Raw genomic sequence first — 19,269 nt, 5'->3', positions numbered from 1 at the left:
ATGGCTTTGAAAAAACAACCCTCCATGTTGACCCGCCAAGTCATGCTTGATGGTTTGAAGTATCTGACCACAGGCGGTTTCTGGCTCAAAAATAGTCATTTGCCACGACTGAACCACCGTATTCCAGACGACTTTGTCGGCGTTTGCGTGGCCAGTAACCACGATCCGGCGACTGATGATTATGTGTTAGCGCAATTACAGACGCTGGGTGTAAACAGGGTGCGGCTGGATATCAGCGATGACGATGCCCGGGCTGATCAGGAGCGTTTTTTGCGGCGCTTGCTGGACGCAGGGCTGACGGTGACCCTGCATGTCGTGCAGCCCTTTGCCGCAGCCAGAAACATGCGTGACATCGCCGCTCAACAGGCGTGGGCACAGTTTGTGACCGACTTATTGCAAGCCTATGCAGGCCGCATCGCTGCCTTGGAAATCGGTAACACGGTTAACCGCAAAAAATGGGCAGGCTATGACATGCCGGGGTTTATGCAGGCGTGGCAGATTGCCTATGACCTGGCCAGGCAATATCAAGTGCTGGTGGTGGGGCCTAATGTGCAGGATTTTGAGCCGCTGTACAACGTCAGCCTGCTTAAAACCCTGGGTCAGACCCGGCGCTTGCCCGATGTGCATAGTAATAACCTGTTTGTAGAGCGCGTGATCGAGCCTGAGTTGGCAGACGAGCGGATTTTTAAATACAAATGGACCCGCCTCTTCAAGTTCAACTTGATTAAAAAAGCCAGGTTGCTGCAAAAAGTGGGCGAAGATTTTGGTGTGCCTGCGCTGGTGTCACCGGTGGCTTTTTGGGCCATTTACCGTATTAAGCGCCACTTGCCGGATGGTGCGCAAAAACAGGCTGATTATGTTGCACGCTATTTCACTTTGCTCGCCGCCTCCGGCGCATTGCAGCAGGCCAATTGGGGCGCCTTCATCTGTCACCGCGAAGGCTTGATTGATGATGGCCTCAAAGATGCCGATTATCCGGCGTTAGAGCGTGTCGCTTATTACAAATCCGCAGATGGCCTGCGTGAGCACTATCAGCATAGCCCGAGTTTTGCGGCGTTTAAAATGATACGCAACTGGCTCAATGGCGCACAGTATATTGCGCCTGTGAGTACCGGCAATGGCCTTGAAATTCATGCCTTGCAACAGCATGGGAAAACCGTGCATATTGCCTGGACCGTGAATGGCCAGTGCGCCGTGCTGGACCAGGTGTATTCGCCGCATTGCTTGCAACTCGCGCAACTCTTTAACCGGGATGGCCAGTTAGTGCCAGACCTGCAATTAGTGACCGAGTCACCAGTGTATCTGGTGTGGCCAGAGCCGGACCAAATGTTGTTGCGCACCGCTCAACCTGCTTTAAGCGGAACGGTGATTCATGCGCATATCACTGGCAAGCAATATTTCCCAGTGCATGAAGGCGACTGGCGCGGCATGATCCTGGCAACAAATGCCGAAGAGGCCAAGCAGTTGTGGCAAGCCTGGCATCCGGAAACCTTAAATCCACCGGCGAAGAAACAGGCTTTACGCCACGCTAGAAACGCCATCTGGTCTTTACCCGACCCGAGAAATCCTGGCCAGCAAGTCACCGTGAAAAAACCCGTGCGCATGTACTGGCACAAAACCTTGCTCGACAGATTTAAACCCAGCAAAGCCAAGCGTAGCTGGAACGGGGCGATGGAGCTGTTGCGCCGCGGCGTGGGCACGGCCATACCAGTGGCTTATATTGAGCATACGCATGACACCAGCTTGCGCCGCAATTTTTACATTTGTGATTTTGTGCCGCACCAGTTTGCGATTTCCAAGGCATTCCTGGCTTTTCGCGAAGGTGCAACAGAATATGAGGGCTTGTCTGCAGAGCATGTGTACCAGTCGTTTGCGCGGTTTTGCCTGCACATGCATCATTCCGGTATTTACTTCCGTGATTTTTCTGGGGGTAACATCCTGGTGCAGCGCGAAGGGGAGCAGCTGCAATTTGTGCTGATCGACACTGCACGCTTGCATGCCACGCCGAGAGCGACGCCGATGTCGCATCGCCTGGCCGACTTGACGCGCGCCTTGAACAAACTGCATTGGGAGGGCCGCAAGCAGTTCTTGCAAATTTACCTGGGCATGAGCGGTCGTCGCCTGAGCTGGCAATATTTATGGCCGTTTTACGTCTATGACTTCAAGGTTAAACTTAAACGCACCATCGGCCGCAAGGGCCTTAGCAAGTTGTTGCGCCAGATCAAGCCACGGGCGGATTAAAGCGGCCATCAGGCCATACTCATGAAAATCATGAATGCATGTTGCGCAGTTTAATCACGACAATCCTCGGGCCGAGTTTTAATATGGTCACACGTTGATAGCAATTGCTAGCACGAATTCAGGATAAAGGAGAAATGACTATGTGGACTAAACCAGCTGCTACCGAAATGCGTTTCGGCTTCGAAGTAACTATGTACGTTATGAACAAATAATTTTGTTCTTGATGGCATGAACGGGCGCTTTAGCGCCCGTTTTCATTTGTTGCATGATACTTATCTCGATAAAAAACTTCACACAAAACTTTTTTGTGCGGACTCGCTCAAATCCGGGAATCGTTTGAGAGGAATTATCATGACTAGCATTAGAAAATTGGCCTATGCTATCAGCGCCGCTGTACTGTTGATGACGCATGCTTACGCAGAGGCCTGTCTGGATGAGCAGTCTTTAAAAAAACTGGCGGATAAAGAAATGCAGTACATGCTGCAGCGTATCCCGCCTGCGTTTGCGGATGCGGTGGCCGATCAGCAGATTGTTGGCACCCTATCTCTCGTTTCCACGCAACCGTGCCTGGTCCATTGGCAATTGCAATTACCTGCAGCACAGATTGCAGAGGCACAAGCCTTATTACAGGCTGACCCTGCCAAGCAAATCATGCTAGCGGCACAAGGCTATCAAATCCCAGACGCGGCAGAAAATGGCGCAGATTTCACTGTAGACATGTCCAACTTGCAACCACTCCATTCAGAGACTTTGCAGACTGCGCCGCTTGGTAAGTTGCGTGCCAGCGTGGAGCTAATGTATGCGATGCTGACCCAGGCCAGGGCTGATGCCCTCTCTACGCCAGCGCCATGGTCCTCTCAGGACCAACAATCGTTAGTGCAAGCTTGCCACCAGCGCTATTCTACTGAGCCAATGACCCAAGCCTGTGCCTGCTACGCGCAAGGCCTGGCAGAAAAATACAGTTACAGGCAGGTACGTTACAACCAATATCTGTCTACCAACCCTTACGCCTTCGCCACTGGAAACGGGGCCGCTTACAAACGGCTTGAAAAGTCATTACAGGTGACTTGCGGTTTGCAAGCGCACTCATGATCGGCGCTGGCAAACCGTGACAAATTAGTAATTCAGTTGGCCGGACAAATACCAACCCGTTTGGTTGTCTTTATTGGCGATGTTGCCTAAATCGATATAGGCCCCGGTGAGTGACACGTTGCGGTGTGGAAACCAGGTCATGAAAATATCGTGCGCGCTATCTTCTTTATAAACGGATAGGTTATTGGGTTTATCACGGTATTCAGCGCCCACCAGCCAATTATCTGAAAGCATCACTGCCGCAGAGACCGCTGGCAAAATGCGATAGCTGTCGTGGCGATCACCACCAAAGCCTAAAATACCAAACTGGTTTGCTTTGCTGGCGTGCAAATTGGCGTTTAAAAGCAGGTTATAGCCATTGATCGCCCCTAAAAATAATTTGCTAGCGGCCAAATAATAATCAATACCACTGCGGTCTTTAGCCCCCAATGCTTTGGGTACAAAATGATAATCTTCGTTGTATTTGTACTGGGCACCGGCTGAGATTTGCGGCAACCAACTATCCTGATCATAGACCGCGTCACCGACCAGGCGTAATTTAATGCCGTAGGTGTTCAAGCGGATTTCCTCGCCCGGCACGGTGTTGCCCAAGCCAAAACGTGCCTGACTTGCACTCAACTCAATACGATTAAACGCGCCGATAGCGATGCCCGTGGTATTTAACTTAAAGTCGCCTTTGGTCTGGGCGTGTGTGTAAAACAGGGAGCCGCCAATCTGTTTGTCTGTGCCATAGCCGCTGATTACCGCCCAGGGCATCAAGCCGCCGCCTGCAGCGCCCTCAATCTGTGTGACGCCACCGGTGGCCAGTAGCCGGTCGCCAGCATGGCTAAGCATTGGCAAGCCAATCGCCGCGGCCAACCCAATCCTGCGGGCTAGGGTATTCAAAAGTGGCATGATGAAGCTTTCATAGTTTTGATGGAATAGTGTGATTATCTAATGTTCGCGATAAGAATGATTGCGTAAACAGCGTTTGATTCCATGGGCTTTTTACGGATTTTAAATGTAGCTTCTGGCGTAAGATGCAATTTGAATAAATGTGATTGAAGCAATAAGGAGATTGAAATGCGTGTACTCGTCTTGGCTGCACTGGCGATGCTGATCGTAGGGTGCATGGCTCAGCCCAAACCGGAGGCAAATTTGTTTACGCGGATAGGTGGGTTGCCGATGCTGGCCCGCTTGTCGAACCAAACCCTGGATATTGTCAGCAAAGACCCGCGGACCGCCCGCTCATTTGAAGGCGTGAAAATGGTTAATCTAAAACAAAGCCTGACCAACTTTTTATGCATCAAAACCGGCGGGTCATGTGAGTATGAGGGCGAGACCATGAAAAATGCGCATGCGGATGCGCATATCACCACGGCAGAGTTTGAGATCATGGTGGAAGTATTACGTGAGCGCATGGACATCAATGGCGTAGGTACCAAAGAAAAAAACGAATTGCTTAAAATCCTGGCGCCCATGAAACGGGATGTGGTCAGTGGCTAACTTTGCAAAAGAGAATGACATGTGTTTTTTGAACAAGCTGGTTGCCGGAGCAGGGTGCTTATTTTTCATGGCGCAGACAATACATGCAGCAGAAGTCTCTCTCAGTGTGACGGATGCTGGCGGGGCGCCTGTCGCCGACGCGGTGATTGCGTTTTATGACAAGAAAGCCCCAGTGACGAGTCCTGCGTCCGGCAAGATTGTGCAAAAAAACAAAATGTTTAACCCCAAGGTGACCGTGATTCAGACCGGCACCAAAGTCAATTTTCCAAATGAAGACACAGTCAGGCACCATGTCTATTCATTTTCGCCGGCTAAAAAATTCGAGCTAAAGTTGTATTCAGGTGTGCCGACGGAGCCGGTGTTGTTTGATCAGCCCGGATTAGTGACATTAGGATGCAACATTCATGATTCTATGGTAGGGTACATTTATGTCGTCGATACCCCGTTTTTTGTCAAAACAGACGACAAAGGCAAGGCCATGATCAAGCTCAGTGATGGTCCATACAGTTATCAAGCCTGGCTGCCAGGGCAAAATAAACCTGGTATAGAACAAAAGGTAAATATAGAAGGGGCCGCAACCGAGCTGAAAATTGCGCTTCCCTAACATTCACACTGCATGATCCAGTTCAAACATATTCGTTCGCGAATCGCATTTACATTCTTAACCGTGGTCATTGCCATTCAGTTGGCAGGCCTGGTGCCGCTTAAATACGCTTTGGTAAAACATGCCAACCGCCTGGCTGAAGAGCAGATGGAGGTCGGCGAGCGCGTGTTTGTTAACCTGTTGCAGCACAACACGCAAAGCCTGAAACAGGCGACGCAAGTACTGGCTGCGGATTATGCTTTCAGGGAGGCAGTCGCCACTACAGATGCCGAAACCATCGCCTCTGCGCTGGAAAGTTACCAAGGCCGCATCCATGCACAGGTGGCTTATTTCATTAGTCGGGATGAAGCACTGGTGATTGGCACGCCGGAGAGCGAGTCTGCCATTTCTGGCACAGCTGCTCGCCAGGAATTTGTACAGGCGATTATTGAGAATCAAACCGGCACGCTCAAGTTTGACCTTGTTGATGGCAAGCCCTACCAATTGATCTCGGTACCCGTCAAAGCGCCCGATGTCATTGGCTGGATTGTGATGGGTTTTGCCGTAGATAACCGACTGGCAGCGCAAATCAAGCAGCTGACCCACCTGGATGTCACCTTTGTTCAAAAAACCCATCAACATGACTGGGCCTTAGTCACGGGGACGGCCAACCACGCGCTTTCCAACCTGCTGGTCAAAACAGTGGCCGATGTCTACGCGCAAAAGCTGTCTCTGCATAAGGTGGATTTGGATGGCACCACGTATCACCTCAAGATACGCTCCTTGCACGAAACCAAAGATGAGGCTTTGCTGGTGGTGCTGCAAGGTTCGGTAGAGCCTTATCTGCAGGACTTGCATACTTTGTTTAAAGTGATGATTTTCCTGACCTTGCTCGGGGTTGGCATTTTTGCCACGCTGATCTGGTATGTGTCTCGTAAAACGACCGAACCCATTGCCAATCTGGTTAAGAACGCAGATGAGATTGCCATGGGCAATTATGATAAACCGATTGAGGTCACCAGTACCGATGAGATCGGCTTGCTGGCAACGGCCCTCAATAGCATGCGTGAAGCTGTGTTACAGCGTAGTTTGCGCATCCAGCGGCTCGCTTTTAATGATGAGTTGACCGGGTTATCCAACCGGCTGGCCTTCACTCAGGGCGTGCATCAAGCCATGCTGGCGCATGCCGAAAGCAAGGCAAAACTCAGCATTCTGGTGATCAATATTCATCGCTTCAAACCCATTAACAAAACCTTGGGGCGTGATTTTGGCGATGATTTACTACGGCATGTGGGGCAAGTGCTCAAGCAGCACGTGTTGAGCGCCCAAGACATGGTTGCCCGCCTGGACGCGGATGAGTTCGCTGTGTTGTTGCAGCATGCAGATCAAGCACAAGCCACGCGTTTTGCGGATACTATCCAAAAAGTATTTGAGCAGCCGGTACAGGTGCAGGGACAAGCCATTGATGTACAAGCGGGCATGGGTATCGCGTTGTATCCCGAGCATGGCATGGACGAAGAGTCTTTACTCAACCACGCCGAGACCGCGTTGCAAGAGTCTAGGCTCAAAAAGGCACCCTGGATTGTTTACAATACCTCGCTGGAAATTGACCAATCCGAGACACTGACTTTAATTTCTGACCTTAAGGAAGCGATCCAGCAAAACCAGTTATTGCTCTATATCCAGCCCAAGGTCGATGTCACTACGCGCCGTGCGCTGGGAGGCGAAGCGCTGATTCGCTGGGTACATCCGCAAAAGGGCATGATTTTTCCTGACCAGTTTATCCCCTTTGCTGAGCAGACGGGCATTATTAGCGACCTCACGCAATGGATGTTGCGCCGCGCCTGTGAGGCCTTAGCTGATTTTAAAAAGCAAGGATTACATATCAGCTTGGCCGTGAATCTCTCGACGCGTGACCTCAATAATATGGAGCTGCCACAGCAGATTGCCGACTTGTTGTCTGCCCATGGATTGACCACCAAATCACTCAAGCTCGAAATCACCGAAGGTAGCCTGATGCAGGATCCGGAGCGTGCGGAAATCGTCGTCCGCAAACTGGCTGCCATGGGCCTGCATCTGGCAATTGATGATTTTGGTACGGGCTATTCTTCACTGGCATATTTGCGGCAACTGCCTGTGCAGGAGCTCAAAATTGACCGTTCCTTTGTGATGTTTATGGATAAAAATGCCGGTGATGCCAGCATCGTGAAATCCACCATAGACCTCGCGCACAACCTGGGCTTGATTGTCGTGGCTGAGGGCATAGAAAGTGAGCTGGTGCTCAACCAACTTGCCAAGTTGGGCTGCAATGAAGGCCAAGGTTACTTTATTGGCAAACCCATGCCTGAAAAAGATTTTTCTATCTGGCTGGAGCGCTGGCAAGGTCAAAACGAGATCGACATTGATATCGGTGATGACTTCACTTACGCCGTGAACCCACTGGATGTCGACCCGCAAGCTCAAGATCCTTATACCTTGGATAACCTCAATTAATTGAAGGCTGCCAATCAGGCTTTGATTCCAAGCGGTGACGCCCATCAATAAAAATTATTTATTGATTAAATTAAATAATTCAATTTTATTTAAAGATAAAATCGTTTTATCATGCCTTTCATACCTGAAAGGAGCCCAATATGAGTCAAATCAGAATGCATAAGAAAGCCAATTTCATCATTCACTACATGATGCAGTGGCTGAATAAATAATTTCAAAAAATTGTTGAAAATAAAATAGCACGCGATCTATAATCGCAATATATGAATAAGCATGCTTCATCCAAAACGCCATTGTTAAATGAGCAGTTATGTTTTTCCGTGTATTCGCTGTCACTCGCGATTAACAAGGTCTATCGTCCGCTGCTCAAAACACTGGCGCTTACCTATCCGCAGTATTTGGTGATGATGGTGTTGTGGGAGAGTGATCAACGCACAGTCAGTGATATTGGTGAGCAGTTGTTCCTGGATTCGGCAACGCTGACCCCTTTGTTGAAACGGCTGGAGGCTGCTGGCTTCTTGCAGCGTGTGCGCTCCAGCGAAGATGAAAGGCAAGTGATTATCTGTCTGACAGAGACCGGCCGTCAGCTGAGAGTGAAGGCCGCCGGGATTATGGATGACATGTTATGTGCCCTCGGTTGCTCGCTGCAAGAGGTAGGCGAGTTACGCGAACGCTTGAATACGCTTCGCAACCATTTGATTCAGCATCAAGCGTAGTAAACATTAACACAAGGTTTATGATGTTTTAAGTAGTGTGCGATTTAATTTTAAATTATATAAATTTCTATTGAAAGGATACAAAATGAAAATACAAACGATGGTTGCCATGTTATTTGCATCGGCGTTGACGCTCTCCGGCCAGCATGTGCTGGCAGACGACAAACCGGTCACCGAACAGTTGGTGGACACCTTGACGACATTGTCTGGTGGGCCGCATGCAGGCTACCGCGCCAACCATGCCAAAGGCGTGATGGTAGAAGGGAGCTTCACACCTTCCGCACAGGCAGCTTCAGTGAGTAAAGCGCCGCACTTCCAAAAAGCAACGCCGGTGTTGGTTCGTTACTCGAATGCGACGGGTGTACCTAATATTCCGGATGCCAATGGCAATGCCTTCCCTAAAGGGATTGCCATCCGCTTTCAATTACCCGATGGCACTGCAACGGATATCGTCAGTATTTCGGTGAATGCTTTTCCAACCGCCAACCCAGAAGAGTTTCTTGGCTTGCTCAATGCCGTGCGTGACTCTCAGGGTAGTACTGCCAAGCCTAGCCCGGTGGAGCAGTTTTTGGGCAGTCATCCAGCCGCGCTCAAATTTGTGACCACACCCAAGCCAGCGCCCGTGAGCTTTGCAACGCAACCTTTTTATGGCGTGAATGCATTTGAATTTACGAACGCAGCAGGTAAAACTGTCTTTGGCCGCTATCAGATTGTGCCCGTGGCTGGTGCCAAATTTTTGAGCCAGGAAGCTGCAGACAAAGCCGCCCCAGATTATCTGATGACAGACATTGTGGAGCGGGTGAAAACCGGCGGCGTGCAATATAAACTATTGCTACAGCTGGCCGAGGCCGGGGATGAAGTGAATAATGCTACGGTGGTGTGGCCAGAGAGCCGCAAGGTGATTGAGCTGGGAACATTGACTTTGAATAAAGCGGTGGCAGATAGCAAGGCAGCTGAAAAGCCTATCATGTTCAATCCGCTGCAACTGACAGACGGCATTGCGCCTAGCAAAGATCCTATTTTGTTAGCCAGACCGGCCGCTTACGCGGTGAGTTATGGCAGAAGATTGGGACATTAAACTGATCAGCTGAGCGATCTAAGCTCAAACAAATGGCGTTGTTTGCGCGTGCAGACAGCGCCGTTTGTTTTTATATCCACCAATTACTGGGCGACAAAGGCAATCGCTTTGCCATTGATGCAGTAGCGCAAGCCGGTCTCCGTTTTGCCATCGGGAAAAACGTGGCCCAAATGCGCATCACAGACATTGCACTTTACTTCAACGCGTTGCATGCCATGGCTGTCGTCAGCGAAGTAAGCAATGGCATTTTCAGCCAAGGGCTGATCAAAAGACGGCCAACCCGAGGCAGAGTCAAACTTTTGGCTGGAATCAAATAACGTCTGTTCGCAACAGGCACAGGCATAGCGGCCTGGGGTAAATGCCACACACATTTCTGATGAAAATGGCCGCTCGGTGGCACTTAAACGCGTGATGGCAAAGACCTCTTCATCCAGAATCTCCCGCCAGGCGCGTACTGATTTTTGCAGTTTGCGTTCTGGGGCTAAGTTGCCCTCACGCGTGAATTTAAGTATGTCTTTCCATTTAATCATCATTTCATCCATTCATTCCCAACCCGCGCACATGGATCTGCGCTGGTTTTTTAGTGTGATCACTCGCTGGGCAAATGGCGTTAAATCATGCATTTCCATGTCTTATTGCTACATTTGCCGTCAGCACTGACAGATAAACTATAAACTATCGAGTATATCACTGGTGTGATAGTTCACCAGACGGGAGACCTGCCTTGATCGTTAGACCCAGACCACACCTGTTTGAACTGTTTTTTATTATCAAAGGTTCTATCGTACTGAAGATCATGCCGCTGCTGACATTTGTGGCAACACTGTCAGCCGTCGTGGTATCGATTTACACCTTTGAGCCCAACTGGTTACCCAAATTTGATGGCGGGCCGTTCGCCTTGCTTGGCATTACCCTGTCTATTTTCCTAGCGTTTAGAAACAATGCTTGCTATGAGCGCTGGTGGGAGGCAAGAAAAGTATGGGGCGAGTTTATGCTGACGGCGAGAAACCTGGCACGCTTGAGCCAGATTCTGGATACGCAGGCGGATGAGCTGAGTGCCGCCCGCAAGCAATTACTGGAATACAATATTGCTTATGCGTACGCGTTGTTGAGGCAGTTGCGGCCCGGAGATCAACTGCCACGTATCAAAGCATTGCTACCCAAACCCGTGGCAGATGCCTATTTGCAAAGCAAAAATCCACCAGAAGTCATTTTACGTGCCATGGAGCGCATCCTGATTCAAGCCTTGGCAGATGGCCGCATCCAGCCCATACAGTTTAACCTGTTAGAAGAGTTGATTCAGAAACTGGCGGCCACCCAAGCTGCCTGTGAGCGTATTCAGAACACGCCGATTCCATTTGGCTACACCTTGTTGTTGCACCGCACTGCGTATACCTTTTGCTTTTTAATGCCCTTTTGTTTTGCCAATACGCTGGGCTGGGCCACGCCGTTTGTGACGGCATTGGCGGCTTACACCCTGTTTGGACTGGATGCGCTGGGGAATGAACTCGAAGAGCCTTTTGCACCGATTGCCAACGCGTTGCCGATTAACGCATTGACCGAAATCATAGACATTGAGCTGAGGGAAGCCTTGGGTCAACATGACTTGCCAGACTTGCCGATACCTAAAGAGTTTGTGCTGATGTAAGTGAGCAGACGATTCCTGACTCAGTGATTTTATTCAGTCAACGCGATGATCAGAAATGGCTAGGCTATAGATAGCGGGAAAGTTGCAGGTCTTCGGTCTCAATGGCTGGGGTTTCCTGTGCCAGCAAATCAGCCAACACTTGCCCGGATCCACAGGCCATCGTCCACCCCAGCGTGCCGTGCCCGGTATTGAGCCACACATTGGGATAAGAGGCGCTCGCCCGGCCGATGATCGGCGTACCATCCGGTGTCATGGGGCGTAAACCCGTCCAGAATTGTGCTTGAGAGACGTCCCCAGCATATGGAAACAAACCGTTAAATACTTTTTCAAGTGTGGCACGACGGCGTGGATTGAGGCTTAAATCAAACCCGTGCAATTCTGCCATCCCACCCACACGGATACGCTGGTCAAAGCGGGTAATGGCCACCTTATAAGTCTCGTCCATTACGGTGGAGACGGGGGCCGCTTCAGCGTTGGTCAGGGGGACGGTTAAAGAATAGCCTTTCACTGGATAAACCGGCAAGTTGAGCCCTAATGCTTGCGAAAGTTGGCGCGAGTAGCTGCCAAGCGCGACCACATAATGGTCTGACTGCAACACTTCCACGCCACTTGCCGTTTGCACTTCTACGCCAAGCAACTGGCCTTGCTGTGGTAGCAAACGTTGTATTTGCGTTTCTTGTCTGAACTTCACCCCAAGCGCTTGCGCCTTGGCTGCCAGTTGCGTGGTAAATAGCTGGCAATCCCCAGTTTCATCCCCAGGCAAATACAACCCACCCAGCAACGCATCTTGGACGTGAATCAGGGCGGGTTCAATGCGTATACAGGCTGCTACGTCCAGATGCGCAAACGGAACACCCATATTCTCAAGGACGGCAATATCCTTGGCTTCGGCGGCAAGTTGTTTTTGGGTGCGGAATACCTGTAAGGTCCCTCGACTGCGTTGCTCATAATGCAAGCCCGTCTCTGCGCGCAAACGACGCAGACAATCGCGGCTATACTCGGCCAGACGCACCATGCGCGATTTATTCAATTCATAATGTTCGAGGGAGCAATTGCTTAAAAACTGTGCAATCCATTGACATTGCCAACGCGTGAAATCCGGCTTGAGTGAGAGGGGCGTATGGCGTTGAAACAGCCACTTCAGCGCTTTGAGTGGCACATCCGGGCTGGCCCAGGGGGCAGAATAACCCGGTGAAATTTGGCCTGCATTGGCAAAACTGGTCTCTAGGGCGACGGCTGGTTGCCGGTCTATGACCGTGACTTCAAAGCCTTTTAATGCCAGGTAATAAGCGCTGGTGACGCCTATGACCCCCGAACCCAGCACGAGAACCCGCATGATGACACTCCTATAACAACGGCAAGCGCGTCTTGAAGCCCTTGCCATCACTGGATGATGTTAACAAAATCGGCTGTGAAAAAGGTGAATATGATGGTGAGAAGAGTGAAATAGTCGGCGCTCAGGCAATCTGCTTTTCCAGCGCCTCTACCATCAGTTTGGCGGGATCACAGTCTGTTTGCGCTGCAATCTCCACCATCCCGGTCGGGCTGGTGACATTCACTTCAGTCAGATAGTCACCAATGACATCCAGCCCGACTAAAAACAGGCCATGTTGTTTCAGCACGCTGCCGACAGTTTCAGCAATCTCTTTGTCCCGTGGGCTCAGTGGCTGGGCCACGCCTTTACCGCCCGCCGCCAGGTTGCCACGGGTTTCGCCTGTTTTAGGAATACGCGCAAGTGCATACTGCAAAGGCTCACCGTTGATGACCAGGATGCGTTTGTCGCCTTTGACGATATCCGGGATATAGCGTTGGACCATGATGGTTTGCGTTTGGAACTGGGTGAGTGTTTCCAGGATGGCGTAAATATTGGGGTCGTCTTTACGCAACCTGAAAATGCCACTACCACCCATGCCATCTAATGGTTTGACGATAATGTCTTGATGTGTGGCCAGAAATGCCAGTATCTTGTCCTGCTGACTGGTGACAATAAAAGGCGGGGCAAATTGCGGAAATTGTGCGACGGACAGTTTTTCGTTCCAGCCGCGGATAGCGGCCGGATCGTTGATGATGCAGGCACCTTGCTGTTGCGCCAGCTCCAGCAAATAAGTGCTATATAAATATTCGTTATCAAACGGCGGGTCTTTACGCATGATCACCGCGTCAAAATCGGCTGGAGAGACCGTAGATTTGTCGCTGGTTTTACAGCTGCCATCCCCATTAAATTCAAACGTTTGTGCATCTACAGTGACTACCTCGTGCTGTAACTGCCAGTCATGTTGCTCACATACCCAGAGCGCATGACCACGTGCCTGGGCGGCACGCATAATGGCGAGACTGGTATCTTTGTAAGTAATGAGCGCGTTTAGCGGATCCAGAATAAACAGCAGTTTCATGAGGTGTCCCGGCGATGGTTAGGCGTTTAATGGGTCATGCGCTTGTAATTCCATGCCTGCGGCCAAGAGTGCCAAGCGCGCAACGACGCCATAAGCATAAAAGCGGTTCGGCGGTGCGTCAGGGGCGCCAGCACAGTCGGGCAGGGTACAGGGTTTTTCAAAGGCGAGCGGGGCAAAATGCATCCCGGGCGCATTGAGGTTCTCATCCACCCCCCGGCCAGTGTGGACACGGTAGAAGCCGCCAATGACAAAATGATCCATCATATACACCACCGGCTCAGCGACCGCGTCATTGATGTTCTCAAAGGTATACACCCCTTCCTGGATCATGACTTCAGACACTTGCATGCCTTCTTTGATCACCGACATTTTATTCCGTGCCTTGCGGTTGAGGTCGCGTACCTCGTCAGCAGATTTCACGCTCATAATGCCCATACCATAGGTGCCAGCATCGGCTTTGACAATGGCAAACGGGGGCTGGGTAATGCCATATTCGTCGTATTTGGCCTGCGTTTTTTTCAGAATCGCCTCGACTTTTTCGGCCAGCAGATCTTCCCCGACCCGGGCATGGAAGTCCAGGCCAATGGCGGTATCAAAGTAAGGATTCAGCAACCAGGGGTCTATCTGCAGCAATTGCGAGAATTCATCGACCACTTTGTTATACGCGGCAAAATGCTGTGACTTGCGACGGCTGAACCACCCCGCGTGCAGGGGGGGAATCAGGGTTTGCTCCAGCCCTTGCAACAACTCGGGGACACCGCCGGATAAATCATTATTGAGCAGGATGGCGCAGCTATCAAACGCCGGGTATTCCACGCCCTCAAACGTCGCCGCCTTCAGTTGCAGGCGATTTTTTTCGCGTACCAGCGGCTCCAAAATCAGCGGTAAGCCATCATGGGTTTCCAGCCTGGTGATTTCGGTAATTTCTGGCGACAAGCTGCCTACGCGGACTTCCATCCCGGCAGACTTAAGGATGTTGCAGAGTTCAACCACATTGCGCAGGTAGTAAGTGTTGCGGGTATGATTTTCCGGGATGAGTAATAAGCGGCGTGCATCCGGACAGATTTTTTCGACCGCCATTTGTGCGGCTTGTACCGCCAGGCTCAAAAACTCGGGATTGAGGTTGTTAAAGCCACCGGGAAACAGGTTGGTGTCCACCGGGGCAATCTTGAACCCGGCATTACGCAGGTCCACACTGGCATAAAACGGGGCCGGAATCTCCTGCCATTTGGTGCGGAACCAATGCTCAATATCCGGCATGGCTTGCAACACGCGCTTTTCCAGCGTGTAAAGGGGGCCGTGTAAAGCCGTGGTTAAGTGTGGAACCATGGTTGCTCCTGTGCTTGTTATTTTATTCACCGGTTGTCCGGAAGGCTGATGTCATGATGTCGTGATGACTGCATGTGCTTGCTGGTCAGCATGGTAGCTGCTGCGTACCATGGCGCCGCTGGCTGCATTGTCAAACCCCATCGCATCGGCTTGTTGTTTAAACCATTCAAAACGCTCTGGGGTGACATATCTCAACACCGGCAAGTGATGGACGCTGGGTTGCAAGTATTGCCCCAAGGTAAGCATGCTGACGCCATGTGTACGCAAGTCACGCATTACCTCTAAGATTTCTTCATCTGTTTCACCCAGGCCCAGCATCAAGCCAGATTTGGTCGGCACGGTTGGGTACAGTTCACCAAACTGTTTGAGCAAATCCAGCGAATGCTGGTAGTCAGAACCTGGGCGCGCCTGTTTATACAAACGTGGCACCGTCTCCAGGTTATGGTTCATGACATCCGGTGGTGCTTCGCGCAGAATTTTGAGTGAGATATCGAGGCGGCCCCTAAAATCTGGCACCAGAATCTCAATTTTGATGGCTGGGGATTGGGCGCGAATGGCGCGGATGCAGTCAACAAAGTGTTGGGCGCCACCATCCGGCAAATCATCGCGGTCTACTGAGGTGACGACGACATAGCGCAGTTTCATCTGTGCGATGGTGCGGGCGAGGTTTTCTGGCTCATTCGGATCAGGCGGCAAGGGTTTGCCGTGCGCCACATCACAAAACGGGCAGCGTCGGGTGCAGATATCGCCCAGAATCATAAAGGTAGCTGTGCCGCCACTAAAGCATTCGCCAATATTAGGGCAGCTAGCTTCTTCACAGACGGTATGCAAATTGTTTTCGCGCAGGACTTGCTTGATTTCCTGGAACCGGGCCGAATCCGGCACTTTCATGCGTATCCATTCGGGTTTGCGCAGCATCGGTTGCGGCACGATTTTGATCGGGATACGCGAGGTTTTTGCGGCGTCTATTTCTTTCACGCCAGCCACTTTTTTGGCCGGGCGGGCGCTGCTTGCATCTATTGGGGGCGAATTATCTGACATGCGTCAGTTTCTCTTTCAATCGGTGGGTTAAATCGGCGGCAATGTCAGGCATTTGCAGCGCAATATTTAATTCCCGGGTTTGCGTCATTTGCATGCCGGCATAACCACACGGGTCGATGTCGGCAAACGGCTGTAAATCCATGTCTATATTCAAACTCAGGCCATGGTAGCAGCACTGGTTTTTCAGGCGTAGCCCCAGCGAGGCAATTTTTTTGCCCGCGACATACACGCCAGGGGCATCCGCCCGGGCGACAGCCAGCACGCCTTGTGCGGCCAGCCATTCTATCAGGCTGTCTTCCAAGATGGAGACAAGTTGCCGCACATTCAAGTGGCTGCGTGCCAGATCGATCAGGCAATAAATAATGAGTTGGCCAGGGCCGTGGTAAGTGATTTTACCGCCGCGGTCAACATTGACCACGGGGATGTTATTTTGAGGCAAGCGCACGCCACGCCGGTTAAGGCCCAGGGTATAGACAGGTGGATGCTCGGTGACCCAAAGCTGGTCGGGGGAATCGGCATTGCGCTGGGCGGTGTATGCCTGCATCTGGGCCAGGGTGCTGGCGTAATCAGTCAAACCCAGCTGGCGTATTTCCAGGGCTGGCATGGAGCAGCGAGCGATTACAGCACAACCTTGACCATCGGGTGCGAGGTCAGACTGCGGTAAATATCATCCAGTTGCGGTTTTGACGTGACATACACTAGGCAGGTCAGGCTGAGGTATTTGCCGTTGCTACTGCCACGCATTTCAATCAGGTGGGTATCAAACTCTGGCCAGTGCAACTGGATGGTCCGGGTGATTTCACTGGCGAAATCATCATGCGTTTCGCCCATGACCTTGATCGGGAAATTGGTGGGAAACTCAATCAAGGTTTCTTCTACTTCCGGCAATTGCTCGAACTTGGTCATGTGTTACCTACCTTTGTAAACAGTGAATGACGGTAAGCCTGTTTATTGTAAATACAGGCGGATCTGATCGATCATGCGTGAAAAGATATTGCTGGCCTCCACGGCTTGCATGGTCACCAGTGGCACGCTATGCACCACCTTGCCATTGAGGCTAAAATCAACTGCACCCACTACTTGATGCGCTTTTAAAGGCGCTTCTAGCGGTTTTGGCACACGTAAATTCGCTTTCATATTGGCATATTCGCCTTGAGGCAGTGTCAGGTAGACCGGTTTCACCACGGTCAGGTCAACCTGGCTCTCAGTGCCTTTCCATACTTTCTGGCGCGTAATCGCTTTGTCCGCCGCATAAACCAGCCTGGACTCATAAAACTGGAAGCCAAAATTCAGTAGCTTTTGACTTTCTGCGGCGCGTACATTGTCTGATGTGGTGCCAAGGACCACAGAAATCAAGCGGAAATCATTGCGTTTGGCAGAAGAAATCAGGCAGTAACCGGCGGACTCGGTATGACCGGTTTTCATGCCGTCTACGGTTGGGTCTATAAACAGCAGGCGGTTGCGGTTAGGCTGTGTGATGTTGTTATAGGTATAAGACTTTTGTGAATACAAGCGGGCGTAATCTTGCGGAAAGTCACGGATCAAGGCATTCGCCAAGATCGACAAGTCACGCGCAGTGGTGACATGGGTGGGGTCAGGTAAGCCAGTCGCATTAATAAAGTGACTGTTTTTCATGCCCAAGGCCGCTGCTTTTTTGTTCATTAGTGTTGCGAACAATTCTTCACTGCCCGCAATGCCTTCGGCCAGTGTAATTGCAGCATCATTACCAGACTGGATAATCAGGCCATGTAATAACTCATCCACGGTGACGGTCATCGTCGTGTCGATAAACATTTTTGAGCCCTCAACCTTCCAGGCTTTTTGGCTGACAGGCAATGTTTGGGTCAGTGATAAACGCTTTTGCTTGACCGCTTCAAAGGTTAAGTAAGCGGTCATGACTTTGGTGAGTGAGGCCGGTTCGACGGGCATGTCGGGATTGTTTGCCGCCAGTAAATTGCCGGTATTGGCATCGCGCAGCACAAAGGCTTTCGCGGCCAGCGTGGGCACGGGGACATTGCCGGGAATGGCTTCAGCCGCCAGCGTCATTAAAGGAATAGAAAGTAGAAAAGCAATACAAGAACGCCACATGGTCATCATTTAACGAGAAAAAAACTTAACGAGAAAACCCGTGTTACCGGGAAAAAACTAGTGCAGGCAGCTGCAATTGGTCACGCATTTGATTGGCTGCCTGCGCGGCCAAGGCATGATCAGGATATGGGCCCAGAACGACCTGGTACATCTTACCATTATACACTTTGTTCAAGAGGCTTTGTGTCTCAGGCGCGGTATTGGCAATCCGCTGTTGCAGGCGGTCAGCATTTTCTTCAACGCCAAAGGCGCCCACCTGCACGTACAAGCCGGTGTTCTCAAGTGAGGCAGCCGGTTTTGCCGGCGTTTTCAGCATGGTTGCCTGCGTAGTCTCTACCACTACGCCCGTATTGCCTGCGCTGGTTGGGGCCGCCACCATCTCCGATTGGTTCGGGTCGATTAAAGTCACCTCTACCTGGGCCGAGCCATGTTGTGTGATATCGAGCTGCTTGGCCGCGGCATATGACAAATCGATAATGCGGTCGCGGCCAAAAGGACCACGGTCATTCACCCGGGCAATCAGGCTTTTGCCGTTGCTTAGGTTGGTGACACGCACATAACTCGGAATCGGCAGCGTGCGGTGGGCGGCACTCAGTTTATACATGTTATATGGTTCACCACTGGCGGTACGGCGGCCATGAAATTTCTTTCCATACCAGGAGGCGTGACCGGTTTGGCTGAAAGGGGTGGTAATTTCTGACATTGGCGACACCAGTTCACCATTCACGATATAAGGCTTGGTCGTGCCTTTTACGATGGGCTCGAGCTTGGGCGTCACCGAGGTTTCCAGCGGAATACTGGGATCAATCCCATCCGTCGCGTTGCCGGCGCTCTCTGGTTTGGGGTCAATATTGATGACTTTGGGAGAGCCCATGGGCGCACTACTGCTACCAGGGAGCGCAGGGCTTGGGGGCGGCAGCGTCACTGAAGGAGGCGCTGGACGCTGTGAAGGGGCTGGTTTCGCAGGCGGCGTTGGACGCGGAGGCATGCTGCTTTCACAGGCGACCAGCCAGGCAGCCAACAACACGATCAACAGTCTTTGCAGGGACAATAACATCGAAGTCCTTTGGTCGTTTCTGGCC

General features: G+C 51.3%; 19 protein-coding genes. 9 read left to right on the top strand and 10 right to left on the bottom strand.

All coding sequences use genetic code 11. The annotated features are described in order from the left end of the window. The 3 genes from ACIDF8_RS08285 to ACIDF8_RS08275 all read left to right on the top strand — a co-directional run bounded on the left by ACIDF8_RS08285 (position 1) and on the right by ACIDF8_RS08275 (position 3,333). On the top strand, positions 1-2,241 hold the full coding sequence (locus ACIDF8_RS08285; RefSeq protein WP_412010147.1) for a lipopolysaccharide kinase InaA family protein: 2,241 nt from the start codon (positions 1-3) through the stop codon (positions 2,239-2,241). Between the two features lie 140 nt (positions 2,242-2,381). Further along, on the top strand, positions 2,382-2,453 hold the full coding sequence (pqqA, locus tag ACIDF8_RS08280; protein WP_081624291.1) for a pyrroloquinoline quinone precursor peptide PqqA: 72 nt from the start codon (positions 2,382-2,384) through the stop codon (positions 2,451-2,453). Between the two features lie 139 nt (positions 2,454-2,592). Next, complete coding sequence (locus tag ACIDF8_RS08275; RefSeq protein WP_412010146.1) at positions 2,593-3,333, top strand: hypothetical protein; 741 nt, start codon at positions 2,593-2,595, stop codon at positions 3,331-3,333. Positions 3,334-3,357: 24 nt separating this feature from the next. Here ACIDF8_RS08275 and ACIDF8_RS08270 read toward each other — a convergent pair whose 3' ends face one another. Beyond that, positions 3,358-4,227 (bottom strand): DUF3034 family protein, encoded by an 870-nt coding sequence (locus tag ACIDF8_RS08270; RefSeq protein ID WP_412010145.1) that lies wholly within the window; start codon positions 4,225-4,227, stop codon positions 3,358-3,360. 168 nt (positions 4,228-4,395) lie between these two features. Here ACIDF8_RS08270 and ACIDF8_RS08265 point away from each other — a divergent pair, with 168 nt between their 5' ends. From ACIDF8_RS08265 to ACIDF8_RS08245, 5 genes are all read left to right on the top strand, one after another. Further along, entirely contained in the window at positions 4,396-4,818 is a 423-nt protein-coding gene (locus ACIDF8_RS08265; RefSeq protein ID WP_412010144.1) for a group I truncated hemoglobin, read from the top strand. A 19-nt stretch (positions 4,819-4,837) separates the two neighbouring features. Further along, positions 4,838-5,422 carry a methylamine utilization protein gene (locus ACIDF8_RS08260; RefSeq protein ID WP_412010143.1) on the top strand — a complete coding sequence of 195 codons (585 nt, stop codon included), beginning with the start codon at positions 4,838-4,840 and terminating at the stop codon, positions 5,420-5,422. A 12-nt stretch (positions 5,423-5,434) separates the two neighbouring features. Continuing rightward, entirely contained in the window at positions 5,435-7,894 is a 2,460-nt protein-coding gene (locus tag ACIDF8_RS08255) for an EAL domain-containing protein (RefSeq protein ID WP_412010142.1), read from the top strand. 263 nt (positions 7,895-8,157) lie between these two features. Then, positions 8,158-8,610 (top strand): MarR family winged helix-turn-helix transcriptional regulator, encoded by a 453-nt coding sequence (locus ACIDF8_RS08250; RefSeq protein ID WP_412010141.1) that lies wholly within the window; start codon positions 8,158-8,160, stop codon positions 8,608-8,610. Between the two features lie 100 nt (positions 8,611-8,710). Further along, positions 8,711-9,688 (top strand): catalase family peroxidase, encoded by a 978-nt coding sequence (locus tag ACIDF8_RS08245; protein WP_412010367.1) that lies wholly within the window; start codon positions 8,711-8,713, stop codon positions 9,686-9,688. An 83-nt stretch (positions 9,689-9,771) separates the two neighbouring features. Here ACIDF8_RS08245 and msrB read toward each other — a convergent pair whose 3' ends face one another. Further along, positions 9,772-10,218, bottom strand: a complete 447-nt coding sequence (gene msrB / locus ACIDF8_RS08240; RefSeq protein ID WP_412010366.1) for a peptide-methionine (R)-S-oxide reductase MsrB — start codon at positions 10,216-10,218, stop codon at positions 9,772-9,774. 194 nt (positions 10,219-10,412) lie between these two features. On the opposite strand from msrB, the gene ACIDF8_RS08235 reads away from it, so the two are divergent. Beyond that, a complete protein-coding gene (locus tag ACIDF8_RS08235; protein WP_412010140.1) occupies positions 10,413-11,336 on the top strand; it encodes a bestrophin family protein in 924 nt (307 codons plus the stop codon). Between the two features lie 64 nt (positions 11,337-11,400). Here ACIDF8_RS08235 and ACIDF8_RS08230 read toward each other — a convergent pair whose 3' ends face one another. From ACIDF8_RS08230 to ACIDF8_RS08195, 8 genes are all read right to left on the bottom strand, one after another. Continuing rightward, positions 11,401-12,672: a D-amino acid dehydrogenase gene (locus ACIDF8_RS08230; RefSeq protein ID WP_412010139.1), complete on the bottom strand. Its 1,272-nt coding sequence runs from the start codon at positions 12,670-12,672 to the stop codon at positions 11,401-11,403. A 121-nt stretch (positions 12,673-12,793) separates the two neighbouring features. After that, positions 12,794-13,729, bottom strand: coding sequence for a glutathione synthase (gshB, locus tag ACIDF8_RS08225; protein WP_412010138.1), 936 nt, complete (start codon positions 13,727-13,729; stop codon positions 12,794-12,796). An 18-nt stretch (positions 13,730-13,747) separates the two neighbouring features. Further along, complete coding sequence (gene gshA, locus ACIDF8_RS08220; protein WP_412010137.1) at positions 13,748-15,058, bottom strand: glutamate--cysteine ligase; 1,311 nt, start codon at positions 15,056-15,058, stop codon at positions 13,748-13,750. Positions 15,059-15,109: 51 nt separating this feature from the next. Next, a complete protein-coding gene (gene lipA / locus ACIDF8_RS08215; protein WP_412010136.1) occupies positions 15,110-16,099 on the bottom strand; it encodes a lipoyl synthase in 990 nt (329 codons plus the stop codon). Continuing rightward, complete coding sequence (gene lipB / locus ACIDF8_RS08210; RefSeq protein WP_412010135.1) at positions 16,089-16,703, bottom strand: lipoyl(octanoyl) transferase LipB; 615 nt, start codon at positions 16,701-16,703, stop codon at positions 16,089-16,091. Before lipB ends, lipA begins: the two co-directional genes overlap by 11 nt. Positions 16,704-16,717: 14 nt before the next feature. Then, on the bottom strand, positions 16,718-17,005 hold the full coding sequence (locus ACIDF8_RS08205; RefSeq protein ID WP_412010134.1) for a YbeD family protein: 288 nt from the start codon (positions 17,003-17,005) through the stop codon (positions 16,718-16,720). A 42-nt stretch (positions 17,006-17,047) separates the two neighbouring features. After that, entirely contained in the window at positions 17,048-18,145 is a 1,098-nt protein-coding gene (locus ACIDF8_RS08200) for a D-alanyl-D-alanine carboxypeptidase family protein (protein ID WP_412010365.1), read from the bottom strand. 85 nt (positions 18,146-18,230) lie between these two features. Then, complete coding sequence (locus ACIDF8_RS08195) at positions 18,231-19,244, bottom strand: septal ring lytic transglycosylase RlpA family protein (protein WP_412010133.1); 1,014 nt, start codon at positions 19,242-19,244, stop codon at positions 18,231-18,233. Positions 19,245-19,269: the final 25 nt, after the last annotated feature.

It is taken from the genome of Methylophilus sp. 3sh_L, from assembly GCF_046766015.1.
Lineage (GTDB): Bacteria > Pseudomonadota > Gammaproteobacteria > Burkholderiales > Methylophilaceae > Methylophilus.
The sequence above is the reverse complement of the archived record's forward strand: the minus strand, read 5'-3'. Positions and strand labels throughout refer to the sequence as shown.

What these genes read in the sequence shown, in the direction of transcription:
- ACIDF8_RS08285 (WP_412010147.1), top strand. Translation starts at nt 1, where the DNA reads ATGGCTTTGAAAAAACAACCCTCCATGTTGACCCGCCAAGTCATGCTT.
- ACIDF8_RS08275 (WP_412010146.1), top strand. Translation starts at nt 2,593, where the DNA reads ATGACTAGCATTAGAAAATTGGCCTATGCTATCAGCGCCGCTGTACTG.
- ACIDF8_RS08270 (WP_412010145.1), bottom strand. Translation starts at nt 4,227, where the DNA reads ATGCCACTTTTGAATACCCTAGCCCGCAGGATTGGGTTGGCCGCGGCG.
- ACIDF8_RS08265 (WP_412010144.1), top strand. Translation starts at nt 4,396, where the DNA reads ATGCGTGTACTCGTCTTGGCTGCACTGGCGATGCTGATCGTAGGGTGC.
- ACIDF8_RS08260 (WP_412010143.1), top strand. Translation starts at nt 4,838, where the DNA reads ATGTGTTTTTTGAACAAGCTGGTTGCCGGAGCAGGGTGCTTATTTTTC.
- ACIDF8_RS08255 (WP_412010142.1), top strand. Translation starts at nt 5,435, where the DNA reads ATGATCCAGTTCAAACATATTCGTTCGCGAATCGCATTTACATTCTTA.
- ACIDF8_RS08250 (WP_412010141.1), top strand. Translation starts at nt 8,158, where the DNA reads ATGAATAAGCATGCTTCATCCAAAACGCCATTGTTAAATGAGCAGTTA.
- ACIDF8_RS08245 (WP_412010367.1), top strand. Translation starts at nt 8,711, where the DNA reads ATGGTTGCCATGTTATTTGCATCGGCGTTGACGCTCTCCGGCCAGCAT.
- msrB (WP_412010366.1), bottom strand. Translation starts at nt 10,218, where the DNA reads ATGATTAAATGGAAAGACATACTTAAATTCACGCGTGAGGGCAACTTA.
- ACIDF8_RS08230 (WP_412010139.1), bottom strand. Translation starts at nt 12,672, where the DNA reads ATGCGGGTTCTCGTGCTGGGTTCGGGGGTCATAGGCGTCACCAGCGCT.
- gshB (WP_412010138.1), bottom strand. Translation starts at nt 13,729, where the DNA reads ATGAAACTGCTGTTTATTCTGGATCCGCTAAACGCGCTCATTACTTAC.
- gshA (WP_412010137.1), bottom strand. Translation starts at nt 15,058, where the DNA reads ATGGTTCCACACTTAACCACGGCTTTACACGGCCCCCTTTACACGCTG.
- lipA (WP_412010136.1), bottom strand. Translation starts at nt 16,099, where the DNA reads ATGTCAGATAATTCGCCCCCAATAGATGCAAGCAGCGCCCGCCCGGCC.
- lipB (WP_412010135.1), bottom strand. Translation starts at nt 16,703, where the DNA reads ATGCCAGCCCTGGAAATACGCCAGCTGGGTTTGACTGATTACGCCAGC.
- ACIDF8_RS08205 (WP_412010134.1), bottom strand. Translation starts at nt 17,005, where the DNA reads ATGACCAAGTTCGAGCAATTGCCGGAAGTAGAAGAAACCTTGATTGAG.
- ACIDF8_RS08200 (WP_412010365.1), bottom strand. Translation starts at nt 18,145, where the DNA reads ATGACGCTGGCGGCTGAAGCCATTCCCGGCAATGTCCCCGTGCCCACG.
- ACIDF8_RS08195 (WP_412010133.1), bottom strand. Translation starts at nt 19,244, where the DNA reads ATGTTATTGTCCCTGCAAAGACTGTTGATCGTGTTGTTGGCTGCCTGG.